Genomic DNA, 21,202 nt, shown 5'->3' with positions numbered 1-21,202 from the left:
CCTATGTCGCTGGAACAGGCCCCAGACGAAGTCAAACTGGCCGTCGATCTGATTATGCTGCTGGAGCAGCACCAAATCCCGACCCACACCGCACTGGCGGCGCTGGAAATTGTGCGTCAGGATTTTTTACGCAAGCAGGCTCAAACACCGTCTGAATCAGACTGACGGCGCTTCCCCTTCTTCATCGGTGCCGTCGCCGCGTTTCACCACGGTCTGCTCATCGCCCTTGTCGTTGAGCATATGCACCTCAAGACGGTTAAAGGCCACGTCGATCTCGTGTTCACGGCACAGCTGTTCAATGGCGCGGTTTACCTCGTCAAGGGTGGCGTTACGATCCGCCAGGGTGCGTACATAGAAACGCAGTTCGTGATCCAGCGAACTCTGACCGAAGGCCAGGAAGAAAACCTCTGGCGCCGGATCGTGCATCACTTTGGGATGATCGGTCGCGGCCCGGTAGAGGATCTTCTTCACCTTTTCGAGATCGGATCCATAGGCCACGCCCAGCTTCACCACCACGCGAGTTACGGTGTCGCTCAGCGACCAGTTGATCAGCCGCTCGGTGACAAAGGCCTTATTGGGCACGATTATCTCTTTATGGTCAAAGTCGGTAAGCGTAGTGGCGCGAATGCGAATCTTACTGACCGTTCCCGAATAAGTGCCAATAGTAATGGTATCGCCAATACGCACCGGGCGTTCAAACAGGATCATCAGGCCAGCGATAAAGTTACCGAACACTTCCTGCAGCCCGAAACCCAGGCCAACCGACAGACCGGCAGCCATCCACTGGAGTTTATCCCAGGAGATACCCAGCGAGCCCAGCACGGCAATGGCGCCGGTGGCAATAATCACATAGTTGAGAATAGTGGTGATGGCGTAAGAGGAGCCCTGACGCATCTTCAGCCGGGAAAGTATCAACACCTCCAGCAACCCCGGCAGGTTGCGGATCAATATCCAGGCCAGCATAAAAGAGAGCAGCGCTATCAGCATACTACCCATGGTGACGCTTTTCGTCACCGCCGCCCCGCCGCTACCGGAGCTGTACTCCCACAGCACAATGCTGTCCAGATAGGTAAAGACCGTAATCAAATCAGACCAGATTGCCCAGAATACCAGTCCGAACAGGACGAACATCGCAAGCGTGGTCAGGCGCAGCGTCTGCTGATTGACCTGATCCAGCCCGAGCGGCGGCTCTTCTTCCACCACGGTTTCCGCCCCCTCTTCGCCCTCTTTGGCCATCGCTTCGCGACGCGCCAGGGCCCGGCGCCAGGCGATACGCCGCGCCGCCACGCTCAGACCGCGTAACACCGTCTGGTACAGCAGGTTCCAGACGATCACCAGGTAGACGGTATCGACCCAACGGTGCGCCAGGCGCAGCGTGGTATAGAAGTAACCGGTCGCCGTCAGCACCAGTAAGCCAATGGGCACCAGCAGCAGGATGGTGATCACCACCAGGCGAATGGTGTGGGACTCTTTATCGCGCCAGGCGTCGCGCCACATCGGCAGCATCAGACCGGCCAGCAGCAGCTGGTTCAGGAAAATAACGAACTGGCCCAGCACATCGTTCATCAGGTGCAGCGGCGAATGGCCGCCAATCACCGCCCAGACCAACAGCGGCAGCAGCGCCAGGCTGATTCGCACCATCTGGCGCCGATAGTGGCGGCTTTTCATCGGCGAAATCATAAAGTGGCGTACCGCAACGCCCTCTTTTTCCAGCACCCGCCAGCTCAGACCGAAAATCGTCCAGAACAGCGCCAGCTCTTTGGCGATATCCCACATCAGATCGCTGGAGGTAAAGCGCATACACAGTAACAGCATGCCGATCCCCAGAATCAGCAATGACACCGGTAGCGTGCGCACCAGATTAATCAGCAGCGCCATCGGGGTATGAAGCTGGCTGTCTTTACGCAACTGCCCCACATCGTCCGACAGTGTTTTCAGTCGTTCTTTAAGCCAGCGGAAACGCCAGCGCACCAGTCCCGCCACCAGCAACAGCGGCAGCGCCAGAATCAGTCCCATTCCCAAAGCCGGCGACGCTTTGCCATGGCTGAAGAGATCCTTCATCCCTGCAATCTGGTCTTTCAATGCCTGGGGGAAAGCTTTGAACCACTCCCAGTCCATCGGCTTGTTAGAGGTTACCCAGAAGATCTGCTGGGTCAGAATTTTTTGCAGGTTGCCGCTGGCGTTCATCAACTGCTGCTGGTTCATCTGCAGATTAATCGCCAGCATCAACTGGTTGCCCAGCTGTTTGTTAAGCTGATCGAGCAATTCACGCCGCATATCCACCACTTCCAGCAGTGCGTCGCGTACCTCGTCATCGGCCTGTGCCTTTTCCTTATCCTTCCCAGGTTGAATCAGCCGATCGACAAAAGCCTCGCGCTGAAATAACGCATCCCGCTGCTGATTGATGTCGAACTGCTCCAGGCGCAGGTCGGCGATGCGATTGGTCATATCTTCCAGTTGATCCGCCGACGGCAGCGTCTGCTGCTGCTGATAGAGGATACGCGACAGCAGCAGGCTCCCCTTCAGCACGGCGATCTGCTCTTTCAGGTTTCGTTCCGACTGCAATGCTCGATCCAGCCAGGTTTTGACCTGAATATTGCGCTGTACCAGATCGTTACCGTTCTGAGTGGCGTCGATCAGGCGCTGGCTGATCTGATGGTTGAGATCCAGCTCCTGCTTTACCAGCGGGTTTTTCTGGATATTGCTGGCCTCTTCCGGGGTTACCGCTTCGCGGGCGGTGCGTTCCGTCAGGGTCAGGCGCTTGTTGTTCACCGCCGACTGCAATAGCTTCAGTTGATGTTCCAGCTGACTGATGTATGCGGTGGTGTAATCCTTCTGCTTTTGCAGCGAATCCTGCAGCGCAGTGTTACCTTCCAGGCTTTTGCGCTGCTGCTCTATCTGCGCGTTAAGCAGCGCCTGCTGGGTCAGTAATAGCGACTGTTGGGTGGGGCGCAGCGCGGTATCCCCTGCCGCGGTACCGCTCAGGCGGTTACGAACCTGCTGAAGCTGGCGAGTGGCGTTGGACATGGCATTCTGCACCCGCTCAGGCTGGGTTTGCAGCGATACCAGTTGGCTGTTAAAGGTAGAGAGGTCGCTCTGGGCGTTCTGGAGATCTTCAAGTGCCGTGCCCAGTCGCTCTTCCAGCTGACGCAGACTCAGGCGCGCCAGCTGTTTGCTGATGGCGGCATCATCCTGCGGTTTGCGAAGCGCTTCGAGTTTGCGGGTCGCCTCACGCATTTTGACTGGCGCCTGCTCAATCTGCTTATTAAGATCGCCGCTCTCTTCTTTTACGCGCTTGAGCTTTTCCAGCATCTCCTGAGTCTGAGTCAAGTCCTGCTGGGCCAGCTTATCCCGGGACGACAGGCTTTTCTGTTTGTCTAGCGCATCAAGCTGATTCTGAATCTCGCTGCGGGAGGGTAGATCGCCATTAGACTGCGCATACGCCTGGTTCAGCGGCAACAGGCCACTGAACAGAATAAATATCAGAGTAATAATGAAAGCGGATGTGAATTTCCGCCGACTGGTCGCGTGCTGCATAATCATCCGGATGAGAATGTACTGAAGCAATAGCTTTGATGTGACGCAGAATAGCACGCCTTTTAATCCGGAAATAGCGACATGCTCTTAATCCGCCGCCTGGCGGCCGTAAGCTAGTTTTCGCTGGCGACCTGGCGCAGGCTCGGGCAGAGCTGGAACATTTCAATCAGAATCGCCACATATTCCCGGGCTTCACGCCGTAGATCGAAGGTATCCGGCGCGAATAGCCAGCTTTCCATAATACCGGTAATATAGCAGCGCATCAGCACCGCGGCGCGGCGGGTTTGCAGGGTAGCGGGCAGCATGCCGGCATCGCTACAGCGTTTCAGGCTGGCTTCGATGCGATCGTAACCTTCCATATAGAGACTGCGCTGGGCCTGTTGTACGCTCATCATTTCACCGACAAACTCGCATTTATGGAAAATAATCTCCATCATCAGGCGTCGGCGCTCTTCCGTTACCGTGGTTTCCAGAATGTAAATCAAAAGCTCTCTGAGCGCTGAAAGTGGATCGTCGGGAAATTTTGCCCGATACTCAATCTCTAAATCCCCAATACTGGATTCCGAAAGCTCCCATATTTCATTGAACAGATCGGATTTATTGCGAAAATGCCAGTAGATGGCGCCGCGCGTTACGCCTGCCGCCTTCGCAATATCAGCGAGCGAAGTGGCCGAAACGCCCTGTTCGGAAAAAAGGCGCAGCGCCACGTCAAGAATGTGCTGGCGCGTCTCCTGCGCCTGCTGTTTGGTTTTTCGTGCCATCGGTTAAGGGATTTACAGGAGTCAGATTTACATACATTTGTGAATGTATGTACCATAGCACGACGATAATATAAACGCAGCAATGGGTTTATGGACTTTTGACCATTGATCAAATTTTGAAATCGGACACTCGAGGTTTACCTATGAACAAAAACAGAGGGTTGTCGCCTCTGGCGGTCGTTCTGATGCTCTCAGGCGGTTTAGCGCTTACAGGATGTAATGACGATCAGTCCCAGCAGCAATCGGCTCAGGCGATACCTGTGGACGTTGTGACGCTGCAAAGCGAACCTCTTCAGATAAAAACTGAACTTCCCGGACGCACCAGCCCTTACCGCGTTGCGGAAGTACGTCCTCAGGTCAGTGGCATTATCCTGAAACGTAATTTTATCGAAGGAAGCGACGTTAAAGCCGGTGTTTCACTTTACCAGATCGATCCCGCGACCTATCAGGCTTCGTGGGATAGCGCTAAAGGCGATCTGGCGAAAGCCGAAGCCAGCGCCCATATGGCACGCCTGACGGTGAATCGCTACCGGAAACTGCTGGGCACTCATTATGTGAGCCAACAGGACTACGATAACGCCGCCGCCGAAGCCAAACAGGCCGACGCAGCGGTCGTTGCCGCCAAAGCCGCCGTGGAAACTGCTCGCATTAACCTCGCCTACACCAAGGTAACCTCGCCGATCAGTGGACGTATCAGCAAATCCGCCGTCACCGAAGGTGCGCTGGTGCAAACCGGCCAGACAACTGCGATGGCGACCGTGACCCAGTTGGATCCCATCTATGTGGATGTCACCCAGTCCAGTAACGATTTTCTGCGTCTGAAACAGGAGCTGGCTAACGGCACCCTTAAGCAGGAAAACGGTAAGGCGAAAGTGACGCTGAGCACCGCCAACGGCGTTCAGTACAACCAGACCGGCACGCTGGAATTCTCGGACGTCACCGTCGATCAGACCACCGGCTCTATCACGCTGCGCGCCATCTTCCCGAACCCCGACCATACGCTACTGCCGGGTATGTATGTCCGTGCGACGCTGGAAGAAGGCACCAATCCTGACGCACTGCTGGTGCCCCAGCAGGGTATCGCCCGCACGCCGCGCGGCGACGCTACCGCGATGGTGGTTGGCAAGGACAATAAAGTCGAAATGCGCAAAGTCACTGCCAGTCAGGCCATTGGCGATAAATGGCTGGTCACTGACGGGCTGAAGAGCGGAGACAAAGTGATCGTCTCCGGACTGCAGAAGATTAAGCCCGGCGCCACGGTTAAGCCTGAAGAAGCCAAATCCGGCGATGCCAACGCGCAACAGCAGGGCGCAGCAGCTCAGTCCGAACAGAAACAGTCTTAACAAAAACAGGAGCCGTTAAGGCATGGCTAAGTTTTTTATCGATCGCCCCATCTTTGCGTGGGTTATCGCGATCATCATCATGCTGGCAGGGTTGCTTTCAATACTTAAGCTTCCCGTTGCGCAATACCCGACGATTGCGCCGCCGGCTGTCACCGTTACGGCCACCTACCCGGGGGCTGATGCGAAAACGGTGCAGGACACCGTGACTCAGGTTATCGAACAGAATATGAACGGTATCGATAACCTGATGTATATGTCCTCCACCAGTGATTCGTCCGGTACCGTTGAGATTACGCTGACCTTTGAGACCGGTACCGACGCGGATATCGCCCAGGTACAGGTGCAGAACAAACTGCAGCTGGCGATGCCGCTGCTGCCGCAGGAAGTGCAGCAGCAGGGTATCAACGTGAAAAAATCCTCCAGTAGCTTCCTGATGGTGCTTGGCTTTATCAACACCGACGGCAGCATGACGCAGGAAGATATCGCGGACTACGTCGGCTCTAATATCAAAGACCCGGTCAGCCGTACTTCAGGGGTGGGCGACGTTCAGCTGTTTGGTTCCCAGTACGCCATGCGTATCTGGCTGGATCCGGACAAACTGACTAACTACTCCCTGACCCCAGGCGACGTGGCCACGGCCATTAAAGCCCAGAACGCCCAGGTCGCCGCAGGTCAGCTAGGCGGCACGCCGCCGGCCAAAGGTCAGCAGCTTAACGCCTCCATCATCGCTCAGACCCGTCTGACCTCTACGGATGAATTTGGCAAAATCCTGCTGAAAGTGAATCAGGATGGTTCCCAGGTTCGTCTGCGTGACGTGGCGAAGATTGAACTGGGCGGCGAAAACTACGACGTTATCGCGCGCTTTAACGGACACCCGGCTTCCGGCCTTGGGATTAAACTGGCGACCGGCGCTAACGCGCTGGATACCGCCGCCGCAGTGCGTGCTCAGGTAGAAAAACTGAAGCCCTTCTTCCCGGATGGTCTGGAAGTGGTCTACCCGTACGACACCACGCCGTTCGTTAAGATCTCTATCTTCGAAGTGGTGAAAACCCTGGTGGAAGCCATTGTGCTGGTCTTCCTGGTGATGTACCTGTTCCTGCAGAACTTCCGTGCTACGCTGATTCCAACTATCGCAGTGCCGGTCGTACTCCTGGGGACATTCGCCGTCCTTGCCGCCTTCGGCTACTCGATAAACACGCTAACGATGTTCGCCATGGTTCTTGCGATAGGGCTGTTGGTGGATGACGCCATCGTGGTGGTCGAAAACGTCGAGCGTGTCATGGTGGAGGAAGGACTCCCTCCCAGGGAGGCCACCCGCAAATCGATGGGCCAGATCCAGGGGGCTCTGGTCGGTATTGCGATGGTACTGTCGGCGGTATTTATCCCGATGGCCTTCTTCGGCGGCGCAACCGGGGCTATCTATCGCCAGTTCTCCATCACTATCGTCTCAGCGATGGTGCTGTCGGTACTGGTGGCGATGATCCTGACGCCAGCGCTGTGTGCCACCCTGCTGAAACCGGTGAAAAAAGGCGATCACGGAGAAGGCAAAACAGGCTTCTTCGGCTGGTTCAACCGCATGTTCGATAAGAGCACGCACCACTACACCGACAGCGTAGGCAGCATCCTGCGTAGCACCGGCCGCTATCTGCTGCTGTACGTGCTGATTGTGGTGGGCATGGCCTGGCTGTTCCTGCGCCTGCCAAGCTCCTTCCTGCCGGAAGAGGATCAGGGGGTATTCCTGGTACAGGTTCAGTTGCCTGCTGGCGCCTCCCAGGAAAGAACCCAGAAGATCATGGATCGGGTGACCGACTACTTCCTGACTAAAGAGAAAGCGAACGTTAATTCCGTCTTTACGGTTAACGGCTTTGGCTTTGCGGGCCGTGGCCAGAACACCGGTCTGGCCTTCGTCAGTCTGAAAGACTGGGATGAACGTCAGGGCGCGGAAAACAAGGTTACCGCCATTACCGGCCGGGCCATGGGAGCCTTCTCGCAGATTAAAGACGCGATGGTGTTCGCCTTTAACCTGCCGGCGATCGTGGAACTGGGTACCGCAACCGGCTTCGACTTCGAGTTGATAGACCAGGGCGGACTGGGACACGACGCGCTCATGCAGGCCCGTAACCAGCTATTAGGTATGGTGGCCCAGCATCCGGATGTTCTGACCTCTGTGCGTCCTAACGGTCTGGAAGATACGCCGCAGTACAAGATTGAAATCGATCAGGAGAAAGCCGAATCTCTGGGCGTCTCCATCAGCGATATCAATACCACCCTGGGCGCCGGCTGGGGAAGTAGCTACGTCAACGACTTCATCGACCGAGGTCGTGTGAAGAAGGTTTACATCATGGGCGAAGCCTCTTCCCGTATGCTGCCCAGCGATATCAGTAAGTGGTATGTCCGCGGTTCCAACGGTCAGATGGTGCCGTTCAACGCCTTCGCGACCGGCCACTGGCAGTATGGCTCGCCGCGTCTGGAACGTTACAACGGTCTGCCTTCCATGGAGATCCTGGGTGAAGCAGTTCAGGGTAAGAGTACCGGTGAAGCCATGACGCTGATGGAACAGCTGGCCAGCAAACTGCCGACCGGCGTGGGCTATGACTGGACCGGTCTCTCCTATCAGGAGCGACTCTCCGGCAACCAGGCGCCGGCGCTGTATGCCATCTCGCTGATTGTGGTGTTCCTGTGTCTGGCGGCACTGTACGAGAGCTGGTCGATTCCGTTCTCGGTTATGCTGGTCGTTCCGCTGGGGGTTGTCGGCGCGCTGCTGGCCGCCACCATGCGCGGCCTGACCAACGACGTGTACTTCCAGGTAGGTCTGTTGACTACCATCGGCCTGTCGGCGAAGAACGCGATACTTATCGTAGAATTCGCCAAGGATCTGATGGAAAAAGAGGGCAAAGGACTTATCGAGGCCACGCTGGAGGCGGTACGTATGCGTCTGCGCCCCATTCTGATGACCTCACTGGCCTTTATCCTCGGGGTACTGCCGCTGGCTATCAGCACAGGCGCAGGTTCAGGTTCCCAGAACGCGGTAGGTACCGGCGTAATGGGCGGTATGATTACCGCGACCGTACTGGCTATCTTCTTCGTTCCGGTATTCTTCGTGGTGGTACGCCGCCGCTTCGGTAAGAAGGTTGAAGAAACCGGGCAGCAGAAGAATTCCGAAAACGACGTATAACCCTGACAAGGGTAGTGAAAAAAGGCCGCGCAAGCGGCCTTTTTTATGCCTGCCGCCAGCAACCTCTCTGGTAGATCAAATTTTATTTCGCCGCTTCAATCATCCACATCCGTTATTGTTAAATTAAATTAATTTTACAGATTAATCATAGTTACCTTATTGTCATTTTCTAACCACACGTCGTTTTTGCAAAATTTGCCCTCAATCAACAAACAGGCCAACATACTGAAAACATTGATAAATCGCCAATTATGAAAACAGCTATTCACAGACTGGAAGGTTAGAGGTAAAATCATTAATAAGCTGCTTCGCTGTCTGATTGTAATTTTTCGTAATATCGTAGGGAAAATTCTCAAATACTGATTTATAATTTATCAGTAGTTGAAAATGTGCGTTAAATCTCCACATTATGACGGTGCTCTTTACCGGATCCTTTATCAGATTTATACGATAAAAGGGGATAGCATATGGACGAATACTCACCGAAGCGGCATGATATAGCGCAGCTAAAATATCTCTGCGAAAATCTGTATCATGACTGCCTGACAAGGCTCGACGATGGCACTCCCGGCTGGGTTAATGATCCAACCTCCACCGTCAACCTGCAGTTGAATGATTTGATTGAGCACATAGCAACCTTCGCACTTAATTACAAGATTAAGTATGAAGATGAGAGTAAGTTGACCCAACAAATAGACGAATACCTGGACGATACCTTCATGTTGTTTAGCAACTACGGCATTAATGCACAGGATTTGCAGCAATGGTACAAATCCAGCAATCGCTTGTTCCGGTGTTTCGTCAATGAAAGCAAAGCCCATCCGGTAAGCCTTTCATTTTAATAATTTTAGAAGCACTTGAGGTGATTTCATGACAACTAAGCCCTTAACTAAGACAGACTATCTGATGCGTCTGCGCCGCTGTCAGACCATCGATACGCTTGAGCGCGTTATTGAAAAAAATAAATATGAATTATCAGACCATGAACTGGCGGTATTTTATTCAGCCGCAGACCACCGTCTGGCGGAACTTACCATGAACAAACTCTACGATAAAATCCCGACGTCTGTGTGGAAATTTGTCCGATAACGCAACGACTCCTCAGCCTTAACTAATAAGTGAAAGCCTAAGCACCAGCGCCGTTTGGTTGCCGGTTGATGCTTTACTGTGCGTATTTTCAGGAGAAAAAAAGCCCCGGGTAAGAATCTAAAATAAGAGTTATACCTGATAACAATAAGGCTTAAGACTAAATTAAGAATTATCATCGTTATTCCCGATGTTGGCACAGGATGGATCCGCCGGAAGGTAAGATAACATGAACGACTGTTATTACTTTTCGCTGCGCAACTGTTACTTTTTATCAACGGCAGGGCCTTCTACCATAAGCGCATCGCCCTTGCGCGCGTCGCGTATTATCAAAAGGTCCTCTATGAGTGAAATACAGCGCCTGCTGACCGCCACCATTGAACAGATCAATCATCGGGAGAAGCGTGACAACCGTCCGCGGCTCAGTATCAGTTTTATCCGTAATCACCCCTGGCTGTTTATCACTATGTACCTCGGCTGGTTCGCCACGCTGACGGTCATGCTGCTGTCCCCTACCCTGGCCGATTCTGTCTGGTTGCTGGTCGTCCTGTTCGTTTTGCTGAACGGTTTTTTCTTCTTTGATGTGAATCCCCGCTATCACTACAGCGATATCGACGTTCTGGATCTGCGTGTCTGCTATAACGGCGAGTGGTACAACACCCGTTCGGCCCCGACTTCGTTAATCGATAGCATCCTGAACTCCCCCCGGGTCACTGCACAACAAAAAGCGCTATTGCGCAAAATGGTTGCCTCGAAGGGAGAAATCTCTTTTTATGATATCTGGTCGCTGGAACACGCCAGCGCAGTCCAAAAAGTCGTGGCCGCACCTGCGTAACACCGTGCGGCATGCCCCGCCAGGAGAACGCCATGCCGCTAAATATCTGGGGCCAGCCGGTGGGCGACAGCCTGCCCGACTGGCAACCCCGCCCTACCCCCCGGCGCCGAACGCTGAAAGGAACCTGGTGCCAACTGACTCCGCTACAGCTGGAACATGCACCCGCGCTCTATAGCGCCTTCTCGCAGGCCAAAGATGACCGTCACTGGACCTGGCTTCCTCTGGAGCCTCCACGCGATGTCGGGGCGTTTGCCCGTCAGCTGGCGGAAGCCGCATCGTCCAGCGATCCGCTCCACTTCACCGTGATCGATAACGCCAGCCAAAGCCCGGTCGGTATGCTGGCACTAATGCGTATTGTGCCGCAGCATGGCGTGATGGAAGTCGGCCACGTACACTTCTCTGCGCTCATGCAGCGCAGCCCGCTATCAACCGAAGCCCACTGGCTGCTGATGCGTTATGCCTTCGACAAACTGGGCTATCGCCGCTATGAATGGAAGTGCGATAGCCTGAATGCCCCTTCACGCCGCGCGGCGCAGCGCCTGGGGTTTCAGTTCGAAGGCATTTTCCGTCAGGCGCTGGTCTATAAAGGACGCAACAGAGACACCGCATGGTATTCCATTATCGATAGCGAATGGCCGTGCCTTAACGCCGCATTGCAGCGCTGGCTGTCGCCCGCCAATTTCGACCAACGGGGTATACAACGCCAGCCTCTGGCCGAACTGCGCCGGTCTTGAGCCACAAAGCACAAGGGCCGCTTTTCTTCTACGCTTCCTCTATCAGGGTTTTCTAACCAGGAGAGGCGGATGATGAACAAAACAACCTGGCCTGTCAGCGACGTGCGACGCTGGCTGGAGCCTGGCCCGGTATTACTGGTCAGCTCCCGCTGGCAAGGGAAAAATAACATTATGACCCTGGGCTGGCATACCATCATGGCGTTTACGCCTTCTCTGGTGGGCTGCATGATTTCCGCCGGCAATCACAGCTTCGATATGGTGCTGCATAGCGAGGAATGCGTGCTGAATCTGCCCACTGAAACGCTGGACGATACCATTGCGCAAATCGGTAATTGCAGCGGCGCGCAGGTGGATAAATTCGACCGTTTTGGATTAACCCCGGAGCCGGGCGTTAAGGTGAGGGCGCCAGCCATTGCCGAATGCTACGCCAGCTTCGAATGCCGGCTCTACGACGACAGTCTGGTAAGCGACTATAACTTTTTTATATTCGAGGTGCTCGAAGCCCGGGTGTGTCGGGAGCCTTCGTGGCCCGCCACCCTGCACTACGCAGGCGGCGGACAGTTTCGCGGCGACGGCCCGCTGCGCGATCTGAGCCGCTGGTTTACCAAAGTTTCCTGACTAGCTACGTTCGCGCTTCAGGCCGCTTAGCGCGATCCAGACGGCGACTGACAACACCAGCAAAATCACACAGGCGGAAAGCAGCACCACGCTGTGAGAATGGGTAAAGGCCCGAGAGGCGGCCTCCATCACCGCCAGACCGCGCCCTGGCGCCAGCCCCGCAGCCACCTGTACCGCTTCGCCGATGGACGATGCGGCACGGATCTGTTCGTCCCTGCTCAACCCCGACGGCAGCGCGATGACGGCGTTGTAGCTGCGGGCCAGTACCAGCCCAAACAGCGCAATGCCCAGACCAGCGCCCAGTTCGTAGGCCATAGTTTCAATCGCCCCTGCCGCAGCCGCTTTCTCTTTCGGCGTGGCCGACATAATAGCCGAAGTGGCGGAAAGCAGCGCGATGGTCGCACTGACGCCCAGCAGCGCCATCCAGCTCCACACCAGCCATTGCTGATGGTGAAAATCGGCATTGGCCAACCCCAGGAAACTTATCCCGCTCAGCGCCATACCGACGGTAGCGACCCTGCGTAGCCCCAACCGGGAAACCAGCATTCCCGCCAGCGGGCCGCTGCAACTGCTGGCCAACATCACCGGTAGCATAAACAGCGCGGCCTGGAGCGGCGTACGGCCATGCACAAACTGCAGTTCCTGGGCCATTAACAGCTCAAAGCCCACCAGCGCCACCATGGAGGTCACCGCCATCACCACGCCGGTCAGAATCACCCGGTGACGAAACAGCGCGATATCGATCATCGGCGATGGCGAATTTCGCTGGATGCGAACAAACCAGGCCAGCAGCAACAGCGCCGGAATAAGGATGCCCAGCGTTTGCAGCGCGGCGATATCGGGCTTCATTGCGCTTTTCACCGACCAGACCACGCCCAGAATCGCCACCACCAGCATGACAGCCTGTGGCAGGTTCAGTTTCTGTTGGGAACGGAAGGCCTGATGCGGTACCCAACGCCAGGTCAACAGCAGCACCAGAGCCACAATGGGAATATTGATTAAAAAGACCGCGCCCCAGGAGAAATGCGTCAGCACCATGCCGCCGACCAGCGGCCCAAACGCGGCGCCGCCGGAGCCGACCGCCGCCCAGATACCCAGCGCGACGTTACGCTGTCCGGTATCGTTAAAGGTGGTGCGAATGCCCGCCAGGGTGGCCGGCAGAATCATCGCCGCGCCCACCGCCAGCAGCGCCCGGGCGGCAATCAGCAGTCGGGCATCCGGCGCATAAGCCGCCGCCAGCGAGCCCAGCCCAAACAGCATGCTGCCTGCCAGCATCAGGCGTCGGAAACCAATGCGATCCCCCAGCGCTCCCATCGGCAGCACCATCCCCGCCATCACCAGCGAATAGATATCGATAATCCATAGCAGCTCGCTGCCCGTTGCCTGTAGCGCCACGCTGAGCGACGGCGCCGCCACGTGCAACACGGTGGCATCGATAGCCACCGGCACGTAGGCCAGAATAATAATGCCCAGTACTCCCCACTGACGTTGCATAACTTACTCTCTTTAAACAACTTTAAAAAGCTGGACAACTGTCCATTTTCGATCCTCACTGAAAATTGAACGAGTGTCCAGTTTTTTTGTTAAACTGCGGCGCAGCCCAGTCATTAAGAGAAAAACGATGTCCTACCTGAAACGCGAAGCGCGACGCGAAACCATCCTGAAGGCGGCGATGAGCCTGGCTCTGAGCGAAGGCTTTGGGGCAATGACGGTAAGACGTATCGCCAGTGAAGCGGGTATCGCCGCCGGCCAGGTGCACCATCACTTCACCTCAGCTTCAGCGCTTAAGGCCGAAGCCTTCCTGACGCTGGTGCGTAACTCCCTGAGTGACGCCGCCACCGACGGCACCTGGAACGAGCGGCTCTGGGCTATGCTGGGCGCCGACACCGCTCTCAACGACCCCTATCTGCGCCTGTGGCGCGAAGCACAGGTTCTGGCGGAACAGGATCTCCCCCTCCGCCAGGCACTTGCCGCCGCTACCGCCCTGTGGCACGAAGAGACAACAAAAATTCTGCATCACGGTGCGCTACAGGGGCATTTCCGGCTGAAAGATCGACCGGAGGCCATCGCCTGGCGGCTTATCGCCCTGTTGTGCGGCATGGACGGCCTTATCGCGCTCGACCTACCGGAAATGACCGCCCAAAGCCTGGTAGAACATATGCGGCGCGTGATTGATAGCGAAACGGGAGGATAACGCGGCTTTCCGTTAGCCTGGAATAAGGCCGCTTTCCTTCCGATAATATTCGTTATTTATTTGTGAAAAAATAGAGATAATTTTTTAAATTAACGGGCCTCTTTCCGTTATTCTATTTTCCGGTAGCTATTTGCCTAAAATTTATGGTTTAATTTATTCACTTTTCGCTATGGACATGGCAATAATGCGACAGCGTATTCAGTCACTCTTTCAACCGCTAATTCGACGCCGGTTTCGCATCCGGGCGGGATTCGTGGTTGCCTGCTGGCTGCTGCTGAATATGCAACTGGCGCTGGCCGCCCATCACACGCCGCAGCCGGACATCACCGCCCCGCAGAACGCCTCGCACGCGCAAATGCCCGGTATGCAGCACGCCGTAGCCCAGAAGATGCTGTGTGAAAAGCACTGCAACCCGGACAGCGCGCAAACCGGCTCGCCTTCGTTGCAGCTTACGGCCCTGCCCGTCGACGCTACCCTGCTGCCTGTCGCCAGCGAGCAAACGCCCTGTATCGAACAGGCGCAGTGGTATCAACCGCCCGTTACCGGCCCTCCCGCTGAAATACGCTTTTGCCGTTTCCGGGAATAGAAATCCGTCAGAAATAAATAACGACCTTTGTGGTTCACGATTATTGTTTTTAACTCCTGAATATTTCGGGCGGTTTCCGCGCGCCCTTCGAAATATAACGGGAAGACGGAGATTTCTATCATGCGTATTTTTTATTTTATTCTGACTACCGCCCTGCTTAGCCTTTCCGCCAGTGTATTTAGCGCCATGGGTAACAACGCAATGGCGGGAATGCATCACTCCAGCCAGAGCGAGCACACCTGGAGCACCAGCGGGACTATCAAATCCTGGTCCCCGACATCGGTCTCTATCGCTCACCGCCCCATTCCCCAGCTTAACTGGCCCGCTATGACCATGAGCTTCGAACTCGATGGCTACCAGGGCAAACCGCTCGCCCCGGGGCAGCAGATTAGATTCACCTTCCGCCAGACGGAATCCGGCTACGCCCTGGTCTCTGCCAGCGCACAGTAATCGCCGGAGGCGAACATGAACCTCAATCTGAAAAGGGCGGCCTGTGGGCTGCCCCTGATGCTGTCCCTGTTTTCCGCCACCGCTGGCGCCACCAGCCTGGCACAGGCGCTCAGCGCCGCGGAAAACTATTCGGCGGAGCTTTCCGCTAACGGCCATCAGGTTAACGCACTAAATAACATGGCGGATTCCGCCATGCAGTTGCCGGATCCCAAACTGAAATTCGGTATCGAAAATGTCCCGGTGGAAGGGGGAAACGGTCGCCGTTTGACTCGTGACGGCATGACCATGCAGCGGATCGGCGTAATGCAACAGTACGTCAGCAGCACCAAGCGCGAACGGCGGTCGGACGCCATCCGCGCCGAAGCCAGCAAAACTGCCGCCAATACCGGAGTGATCCGCGCCAGACTCCAGCGCGACACCGCTCAGGCGTGGCTCAATCTGGCGACATCGGAAAAAACGCTGAAGGCTATTGAAGCGCTGATTGCCGAAACCCGTCGCCAGGGCGGCGCCCAGATCGCCGGCGTGGCCAGCGGAGCGGCCAACGCCAGTAGCGTGCTGGATCTGCGACTGGCCCTGAACGCCATGGAAAACGAGGCGGACAACGCCCGCCGCGACCTACAGATCGCGCAGGCCAGACTGATGCAGCTTACGGGGCAAAACATTACCGCCGTATCCGGCCCGCTGCCGCGCATCGGGCGCCTGCCTGCCGACGAAGCCACGCTTATCGCCGCCATAAAACAGCACCCGGAGATCGTTCAGGCCAGTCGCGAAGCCGAAACCGCCCGGGCTAAATCCCGCCAGTCAGAGGTGGCCGCTATCCCCGACGTGGGCATAGAGGTTTACTACGCCAAACGCGCCGATGGCATGGACGATATGGCCGGTGTGATGTTCACCGTCGATCTGCCCCTGTTCCAGGGCAAACGCCAGGATAAAGACCACGCGGCGGATGTTTCCCGCACTTACCAGGCCACCGACCAGTTAACGCTGCTAATGCGCGAACATCAGGCGCTGCTTAATCAGCTGATCTCTCAGTACAACGCGGCAAAAGCCATTTATGACCGCCAGGTCAACGACGTTCTGCCGCTGCTGCGTTCAAAGGCCCGTCTGATGAAAGCCCAGTATCAGTCGGGCAGTTCGGGGCTGTCAGAACTCCTTGCCGCCCGCCGCGAGCTATTAAGCGGCGAAATCGCCCGCAACAATGCCGAAAAAGCGCTTGCCGACGCCTGGGCAGCCATCCGTTACCTGACACCTCAGGAGTCCCGGTCATGACACTGAAAACCTCTTTATCGCTGGCCGCTATCGCCATTGCGCTGGCGATTGGCGGCTACTGGCTGGGAAGCACCACTCACCACTCCCCCGCTTCCGTTGATGCAGGACACCAAAGTCCGCAACAGGAACGCAAAGTGCTCTACTGGTACGATCCCATGGTTCCCGGTACCCGTTTCGACAAGCCGGGGAAATCCCCCTTTATGGACATGGATCTGGTTGCGCGCTATGCCGACGAAGCCCGGGACGATAGCGGCGTACAGATCACTCCACGCCAGCAGCAGAATCTGGGCGTACGAACAGCGCCGGTGACCCTGCGCACGCCTGAAAACCGGCTTGCCGCTTTTGGCACTGTCGCCACCGATGAACGCAGTATCGATATCGTCCCGGCCCCCGCCGCCGGACGGGTAGAAAAGCTGTGGGTCAGCGCCTCCCAGCAATTTGTGAAGCATAATGAGCCACTGGCACAGCTGTGGATCCCCCAGTGGACCGCCGCCCAGCGGGAGTATCTGGCGGTGCGCCAGATGGGCGACGGCGCGCTCACCCGCGCCGCCCGCGCTCGCCTGCGGTTGCAGTTTATGCCGGAAGCAATTATTCGCGCCGTTGAGCGCAGCGGCGCCCCTCAAGCGCGCATCACGCTGCGCGCCCCACGCGACGGCTATATCAGCAAACTGGAAGTCCGCACCGGAAGCCAGGTCGCAGCGAATCAGGGACTGTTTGAACTGGCGGCGCTGGATCCTGTCTGGATGGTGATCGACTACCCGGAAAGTCAGGCCAGCCAGATTCATCAGGGAGCGAAAGTTGAAGCCACCTCCGACGCCTGGCCCGGTGAAAGCTTCCACGGTACCGTTACCGAACTGCTGGCGGATCTGGAACCCGCCACCCGTACTCTGAAGGCCCGCGTAATGCTGGATAATCCGCGCCAGCAGCTCAAACCGGGCATGGTGCTTAACGTCCGGCTGGATGCCGCCACCCACAGCGCGCCGGTGCTGACGATTCCCGAAGAGGCGCTCATCGCCACCAGCGATGGCGGACGAGTGCTGATTCAGGAAAAGGACGGCCTGTTTCGTCCGGTGGCGGTCACTATCGGGCGTAGCAGCGACGGTATGCTTGAAGTCCGCAGCGGTCTGGAAGAGGGTCAGCAGGTGGTCACCTCCGGCCAGTTCCTGATTGATTCCGAAGCCAGCCTGCGTAGCGCTCTGCCCCAGATGAGCGATGTGCAAAAGGCCCCGCAGCAGACGCCACAGCGCTGGAGCACCCATGGCGTTATCAGAGCACTGAATCCGGAGGCGATCACCATCGCTCACGACCCGATACCAGCGCTGAAGTGGTCGGCGATGACCATGGATTTCACCATTACGCCGGAGCAAAAAGCCGGGCTTAAACCCGGCGAGCGAGTGATGTTCAGCTTTACGATGGACGATAACGGGGTACATATCGCCTCGATCGTGCCTGTGAACGACATGGCCGGACATGGCCATAAGGAGCAGCCATGATCGCCGCGATTATTCGCGCCTCGCTGCGCAACCAGCTGCTGGTGCTGCTTGCCACGCTCATCATGGCAGCCTGGGGAGTCTGGTCGATACAGCAGGCGCCTCTGGACGCACTGCCGGATCTCTCCGATACCCAGGTGATCATTCGGGTGAACTATCCGGGAAAAGCGCCGCAGATCGTGGAAGATCAGGTAACTTATCCGCTCACTACCACCATGCTTTCGGTTCCCGGCGCCAGAACGGTACGCGGTTTTTCCATGTTTGGCGACGCCTGGGTCTATATTCTGTTCGATGAAGGCACCGATCTTTACTGGACGCGCTCCCGGGTGCTGGAATACCTGAGCCAGGTACAGAGCAGCCTGCCCCCGGAGGCAAAAGCCTCGCTGGGGCCGGACGCCACCGGAGTAGGCTGGGTTTATGAGTATGCGCTGGTCGACCGCAGCGGCAATCACAGCCTGGGGGATCTGCGGGCTATCCAGGACTGGATACTGAAATACGAACTGAAAACCGTGCCGAACGTGTCGGAGGTCGCAAGCGTCGGCGGCATGGTGAAGCAGTACCAGGTGGTGCTCAACCCGGATCGCATGCGGGCCCTTAACATCAGCCACGCCCAGGCGATCGATGCCATCAAGAGCGCCAACCAGGAAGGGGGCGGATCGGTACTGGAAATGGGCGAAGCGGAATATATGGTGCGCACCTCCGGCTATCTGCAAAACCTGGCGGCGTTTCGCAATGTGGTTATCGCCAACCGCGGCGGCGTGCCGGTTCTGCTCGGCGATATCGCCACCCTCAGACGCGGCCCGGAGATTCGCCGCGGCGTAGCGGAGCTTAACGGCGAAGGCGAAGTGGCGGGCGGCATTACCATTATGCGCTCCGGTAAAAACGCCATGACCACCATAAACGCCGTGAAGGCCCGGCTGGAAGAGGTGAAAAAAAGCCTGCCCCGGGGGGTGGAGATCGTGCCGGTCTATGACCGCTCGCCGCTGATTAAAAACTCGGTTAACACCCTGACCCAAAAGCTGATCGAAGAGTTCATTGTGGTGGCGGTGGTCTGCACCCTGTTCCTGTTCCACTTCCGCAGCGCCCTGGTGGCGATAATCACGCTGCCGCTGGGGATCCTTGGCGCCTTTATCGTCATGCATTATCAGGGCATCAGCGCCAATATGATGTCGCTGGGGGGAATCGCCATCGCCATCGGCGCCATGGTGGATGCCGCCATCGTAATGATAGAGAACATGCACAAGGTGCTGGAGCAGTGGCGCCGCGACCATCCCCAACAGACGCCGCAATCGGCCGACTACTGGCGAATAACCCGGCAGGCCTCTTCAGAAGTGGGCCCCGCCCTGTTTTGCAGCCTGCTTATCATCACCCTCTCGTTTATTCCGGTCTTCACGCTGGAGGCCCAGGAAGGGAAGATGTTCTCGCCGCTGGCCTTTACCAAAACCTGGTCGATGGCGGTAGCGGCCGGACTGGGTATTACCCTGGTGCCAATCCTGATGGGCTTTTTCATTCGCGGAAAGATTCCGGATGAGAATAAAAACCCGCTGAACCGCATCCTGATCCGCCTGTATGAACCCATGCTGGAGAAGGTGCTGCGCTGGCCGAAAGCGACCCTGGGGATAGCGGCGGCGCTGCTTGTCGCCACGCTCTGGCCGCTTTCCCAGTTGGGTAGCGAATTCCTGCCGCAGATAGACGAAGGGGATCTGCTGTACATGCCCTCCACCCTGCCCGGTATCTCCAGCCGGGAGGCGGCGCGCCTGCTGCAGCTGACCGACCGTTTGATCAAAACGGTACCGGAGGTGGATACCGTTTTTGGTAAGGCAGGACGGGCCGATACCGCGACCGATCCGGCGCCGCTGACCATGCTGGAAACCACGATCCGCTTTAAGCCAAAGGATCAATGGCGTCCGGGCATGACCATGGAAAAACTGATCGAGGATCTGGACAGTCGGGTACGGGTGCCGGGCATCGCCAACGTCTGGGTGCCGCCGATCCGTAACCGGCTGGATATGCTGGCCACCGGCATTAAAAGTCCGGTGGGAATCAAGGTAAACGGTAATGACATCACGCAGATCGAAAAGACCGCTGAACGGATCGAGCAGGTGGTGCGCACCGTTCCGGGCGTTACCTCCGCTCTGGCCGAGCGTCTGGACGGCGGGCGTTATATCAACATCGACATCGACCGGCGCAAGGCGGCGCGCTACGGCGTGTCGGTGAAGGAGCTACAGTCGCTGGTTGCGAGCCTGGTGGGCGGCGATAATATCGGCACCACCATTGAAGGGCGCGAACGTTATCCCATTAGCGTGCGCTATCCGCGCGAAATGCGCGATTCGCTGCAAAAGCTGCGCGAGATGCCCGTTGTCACCGCCGGCGGAGAGCAGATATCCCTGGCCGAACTGGCGGATATCAGCGTCGCCAGCGGCCCGCCAATGCTGAAAAGCGAGAATGCCCGTCTGACCAACTGGATCTACGTAGATATCCGCGATCGCGATCTGGCTTCAGCGGTACGGGATATGCAGCAGGCCGTCGACCGCCAGGTCAAACTGCCGCAAGGCGTATCCCTGAGCTGGTCGGGACAGTATGAGTATCTGGAGCGGGCTGCGGCAAAGCTGACGCTGGTGCTGCCCTTCACCCTGGCGATTATCTTTATTCTGCTCTACCTCACCTTTAAGCGGGTGCGCGACGCCCTGCTGATTATGGGCACCCTGCCCTTTGCGCTGATTGGCGGCGTCTGGCTGCTGTGGCTGCTGGACTACAACCTGTCGGTGGCGGCGGCGGTGGGCTTTATCGCCCTGGCCGGCGTAGCGGCGGAATTTGGCGTGATTATGGTGCTCTACCTGAATCACGCCCTGGATAAGCACGGCGGTGAAACGCCCCGTTCGCTGAATGCGGCAATCCACGAAGGCGCGGTACTGCGGGTACGCCCGAAGGCGATGACCGTCGCCACCATTATGGCGGGCCTGCTGCCGATTATGTGGGGTGATGGCACCGGTTCTGAGGTAATGCAACGCATCGCCGCACCGATGATTGGCGGGATGATCAGCGCCCCGCTGCTCTCGATGCTGGTGATTCCGGCGTTCTATCTGCTGACCCACCGTAAAAAATGATCCCCACTGATTCCCCG

General features: G+C 57.0%; 17 protein-coding genes. 14 read left to right on the top strand and 3 right to left on the bottom strand.

Annotated features, from left to right (window positions below; translation table 11 throughout):
* Positions 1-3: 3 nt before the first annotated feature.
* Complete coding sequence (rsmS, locus tag V3W49_RS09455; RefSeq protein WP_500145103.1) at positions 4-165, top strand: pleiotropic regulatory protein RsmS; 162 nt, start codon at positions 4-6, stop codon at positions 163-165.
* Here rsmS and mscK read toward each other — a convergent pair.
* Positions 157-3,537 (bottom strand): mechanosensitive channel MscK, encoded by a 3,381-nt coding sequence (gene mscK, locus V3W49_RS09450; RefSeq protein WP_500145102.1) that lies wholly within the window; start codon positions 3,535-3,537, stop codon positions 157-159. The genes rsmS and mscK overlap by 9 nt on opposite strands.
* Before the next feature lie 113 nt (positions 3,538-3,650).
* Positions 3,651-4,298 carry a multidrug efflux transporter transcriptional repressor AcrR gene (gene acrR, locus V3W49_RS09445; protein ID WP_500145101.1) on the bottom strand — a complete coding sequence of 216 codons (648 nt, stop codon included), beginning with the start codon at positions 4,296-4,298 and terminating at the stop codon, positions 3,651-3,653.
* Positions 4,299-4,441: 143 nt separating this feature from the next.
* Between acrR and V3W49_RS09440 the strand changes: the two genes are divergently transcribed.
* The 7 genes from V3W49_RS09440 (at position 4,442) to V3W49_RS09410 (ending at position 12,089) form a co-directional block, all read left to right on the top strand.
* On the top strand, positions 4,442-5,641 hold the full coding sequence (locus V3W49_RS09440; protein WP_500145100.1) for an efflux RND transporter periplasmic adaptor subunit: 1,200 nt from the start codon (positions 4,442-4,444) through the stop codon (positions 5,639-5,641).
* A gap of 22 nt (positions 5,642-5,663) precedes the next feature.
* Positions 5,664-8,816, top strand: a complete 3,153-nt coding sequence (gene acrB, locus V3W49_RS09435) for a multidrug efflux RND transporter permease subunit AcrB (protein WP_500145099.1) — start codon at positions 5,664-5,666, stop codon at positions 8,814-8,816.
* A gap of 467 nt (positions 8,817-9,283) precedes the next feature.
* Entirely contained in the window at positions 9,284-9,658 is a 375-nt protein-coding gene (gene tomB, locus V3W49_RS09430) for an Hha toxicity modulator TomB (protein ID WP_500145098.1), read from the top strand.
* Positions 9,659-9,686: 28 nt separating this feature from the next.
* Entirely contained in the window at positions 9,687-9,905 is a 219-nt protein-coding gene (gene hha, locus V3W49_RS09425; protein WP_138096046.1) for a hemolysin expression-modulating protein Hha, read from the top strand.
* A 340-nt stretch (positions 9,906-10,245) separates the two neighbouring features.
* On the top strand, positions 10,246-10,737 hold the full coding sequence (locus V3W49_RS09420) for a YlaC family protein (protein ID WP_500145097.1): 492 nt from the start codon (positions 10,246-10,248) through the stop codon (positions 10,735-10,737).
* A gap of 32 nt (positions 10,738-10,769) precedes the next feature.
* A complete protein-coding gene (locus V3W49_RS09415) occupies positions 10,770-11,471 on the top strand; it encodes a GNAT family N-acetyltransferase (RefSeq protein WP_500145096.1) in 702 nt (233 codons plus the stop codon).
* A gap of 72 nt (positions 11,472-11,543) precedes the next feature.
* The gene (locus tag V3W49_RS09410; protein ID WP_500145183.1) at positions 11,544-12,089 is read left to right on the top strand and encodes a flavin reductase family protein; all 546 of its coding nucleotides are present in this window, start codon (positions 11,544-11,546) and stop codon (positions 12,087-12,089) included.
* Here the strand turns inward: V3W49_RS09410 and V3W49_RS09405 are convergent, their stop codons facing one another.
* Positions 12,090-13,583 (bottom strand): SmvA family efflux MFS transporter, encoded by a 1,494-nt coding sequence (locus V3W49_RS09405; RefSeq protein WP_500145095.1) that lies wholly within the window; start codon positions 13,581-13,583, stop codon positions 12,090-12,092.
* A 127-nt stretch (positions 13,584-13,710) separates the two neighbouring features.
* Between V3W49_RS09405 and V3W49_RS09400 the strand changes: the two genes are divergently transcribed.
* The 6 genes from V3W49_RS09400 to V3W49_RS09375 all read left to right on the top strand — a co-directional run bounded on the left by V3W49_RS09400 (position 13,711) and on the right by V3W49_RS09375 (position 21,185).
* On the top strand, positions 13,711-14,283 hold the full coding sequence (locus V3W49_RS09400) for a TetR family transcriptional regulator (RefSeq protein WP_500145094.1): 573 nt from the start codon (positions 13,711-13,713) through the stop codon (positions 14,281-14,283).
* A gap of 184 nt (positions 14,284-14,467) precedes the next feature.
* A complete protein-coding gene (locus V3W49_RS09395; RefSeq protein ID WP_500145093.1) occupies positions 14,468-14,869 on the top strand; it encodes a hypothetical protein in 402 nt (133 codons plus the stop codon).
* A 120-nt stretch (positions 14,870-14,989) separates the two neighbouring features.
* Positions 14,990-15,319 carry a copper-binding protein gene (locus tag V3W49_RS09390; protein ID WP_500145092.1) on the top strand — a complete coding sequence of 110 codons (330 nt, stop codon included), beginning with the start codon at positions 14,990-14,992 and terminating at the stop codon, positions 15,317-15,319.
* Between the two features lie 15 nt (positions 15,320-15,334).
* Positions 15,335-16,588 (top strand): TolC family protein, encoded by a 1,254-nt coding sequence (locus tag V3W49_RS09385; RefSeq protein WP_500145091.1) that lies wholly within the window; start codon positions 15,335-15,337, stop codon positions 16,586-16,588.
* Positions 16,585-18,081 carry an efflux RND transporter periplasmic adaptor subunit gene (locus V3W49_RS09380; protein WP_500145090.1) on the top strand — a complete coding sequence of 499 codons (1,497 nt, stop codon included), beginning with the start codon at positions 16,585-16,587 and terminating at the stop codon, positions 18,079-18,081. The genes V3W49_RS09385 and V3W49_RS09380 overlap by 4 nt, the downstream gene beginning before the upstream one ends.
* The gene (locus V3W49_RS09375; protein ID WP_500145089.1) at positions 18,078-21,185 is read left to right on the top strand and encodes an efflux RND transporter permease subunit; all 3,108 of its coding nucleotides are present in this window, start codon (positions 18,078-18,080) and stop codon (positions 21,183-21,185) included. The genes V3W49_RS09380 and V3W49_RS09375 overlap by 4 nt, the downstream gene beginning before the upstream one ends.
* Positions 21,186-21,202: the final 17 nt, after the last annotated feature.

Source organism: Rosenbergiella sp. YN46 (genome assembly GCF_036620675.1).
Lineage (GTDB): Bacteria > Pseudomonadota > Gammaproteobacteria > Enterobacterales > Enterobacteriaceae > Jejubacter.
The sequence above is the reverse complement of the archived record's forward strand: the minus strand, read 5'-3'. Positions and strand labels throughout refer to the sequence as shown.

Coding starts and splice junctions, on each gene's coding strand:
- acrB (WP_500145099.1), top strand. CDS start 5,664: ATGGCTAAGTTTTTTATCGATCGCCCCATCTTTGCGTGGGTTATCGCG.
- V3W49_RS09400 (WP_500145094.1), top strand. CDS start 13,711: ATGTCCTACCTGAAACGCGAAGCGCGACGCGAAACCATCCTGAAGGCG.
- hha (WP_138096046.1), top strand. CDS start 9,687: ATGACAACTAAGCCCTTAACTAAGACAGACTATCTGATGCGTCTGCGC.
- mscK (WP_500145102.1), bottom strand. CDS start 3,537: ATGCAGCACGCGACCAGTCGGCGGAAATTCACATCCGCTTTCATTATT.
- tomB (WP_500145098.1), top strand. CDS start 9,284: ATGGACGAATACTCACCGAAGCGGCATGATATAGCGCAGCTAAAATAT.
- rsmS (WP_500145103.1), top strand. CDS start 4: ATGTCGCTGGAACAGGCCCCAGACGAAGTCAAACTGGCCGTCGATCTG.
- V3W49_RS09395 (WP_500145093.1), top strand. CDS start 14,468: ATGCGACAGCGTATTCAGTCACTCTTTCAACCGCTAATTCGACGCCGG.
- V3W49_RS09410 (WP_500145183.1), top strand. CDS start 11,544: ATGAACAAAACAACCTGGCCTGTCAGCGACGTGCGACGCTGGCTGGAG.
- V3W49_RS09405 (WP_500145095.1), bottom strand. CDS start 13,583: ATGCAACGTCAGTGGGGAGTACTGGGCATTATTATTCTGGCCTACGTG.
- acrR (WP_500145101.1), bottom strand. CDS start 4,298: ATGGCACGAAAAACCAAACAGCAGGCGCAGGAGACGCGCCAGCACATT.
- V3W49_RS09380 (WP_500145090.1), top strand. CDS start 16,585: ATGACACTGAAAACCTCTTTATCGCTGGCCGCTATCGCCATTGCGCTG.
- V3W49_RS09440 (WP_500145100.1), top strand. CDS start 4,442: ATGAACAAAAACAGAGGGTTGTCGCCTCTGGCGGTCGTTCTGATGCTC.
- V3W49_RS09390 (WP_500145092.1), top strand. CDS start 14,990: ATGCGTATTTTTTATTTTATTCTGACTACCGCCCTGCTTAGCCTTTCC.
- V3W49_RS09415 (WP_500145096.1), top strand. CDS start 10,770: ATGCCGCTAAATATCTGGGGCCAGCCGGTGGGCGACAGCCTGCCCGAC.
- V3W49_RS09375 (WP_500145089.1), top strand. CDS start 18,078: ATGATCGCCGCGATTATTCGCGCCTCGCTGCGCAACCAGCTGCTGGTG.
- V3W49_RS09385 (WP_500145091.1), top strand. CDS start 15,335: ATGAACCTCAATCTGAAAAGGGCGGCCTGTGGGCTGCCCCTGATGCTG.
- V3W49_RS09420 (WP_500145097.1), top strand. CDS start 10,246: ATGAGTGAAATACAGCGCCTGCTGACCGCCACCATTGAACAGATCAAT.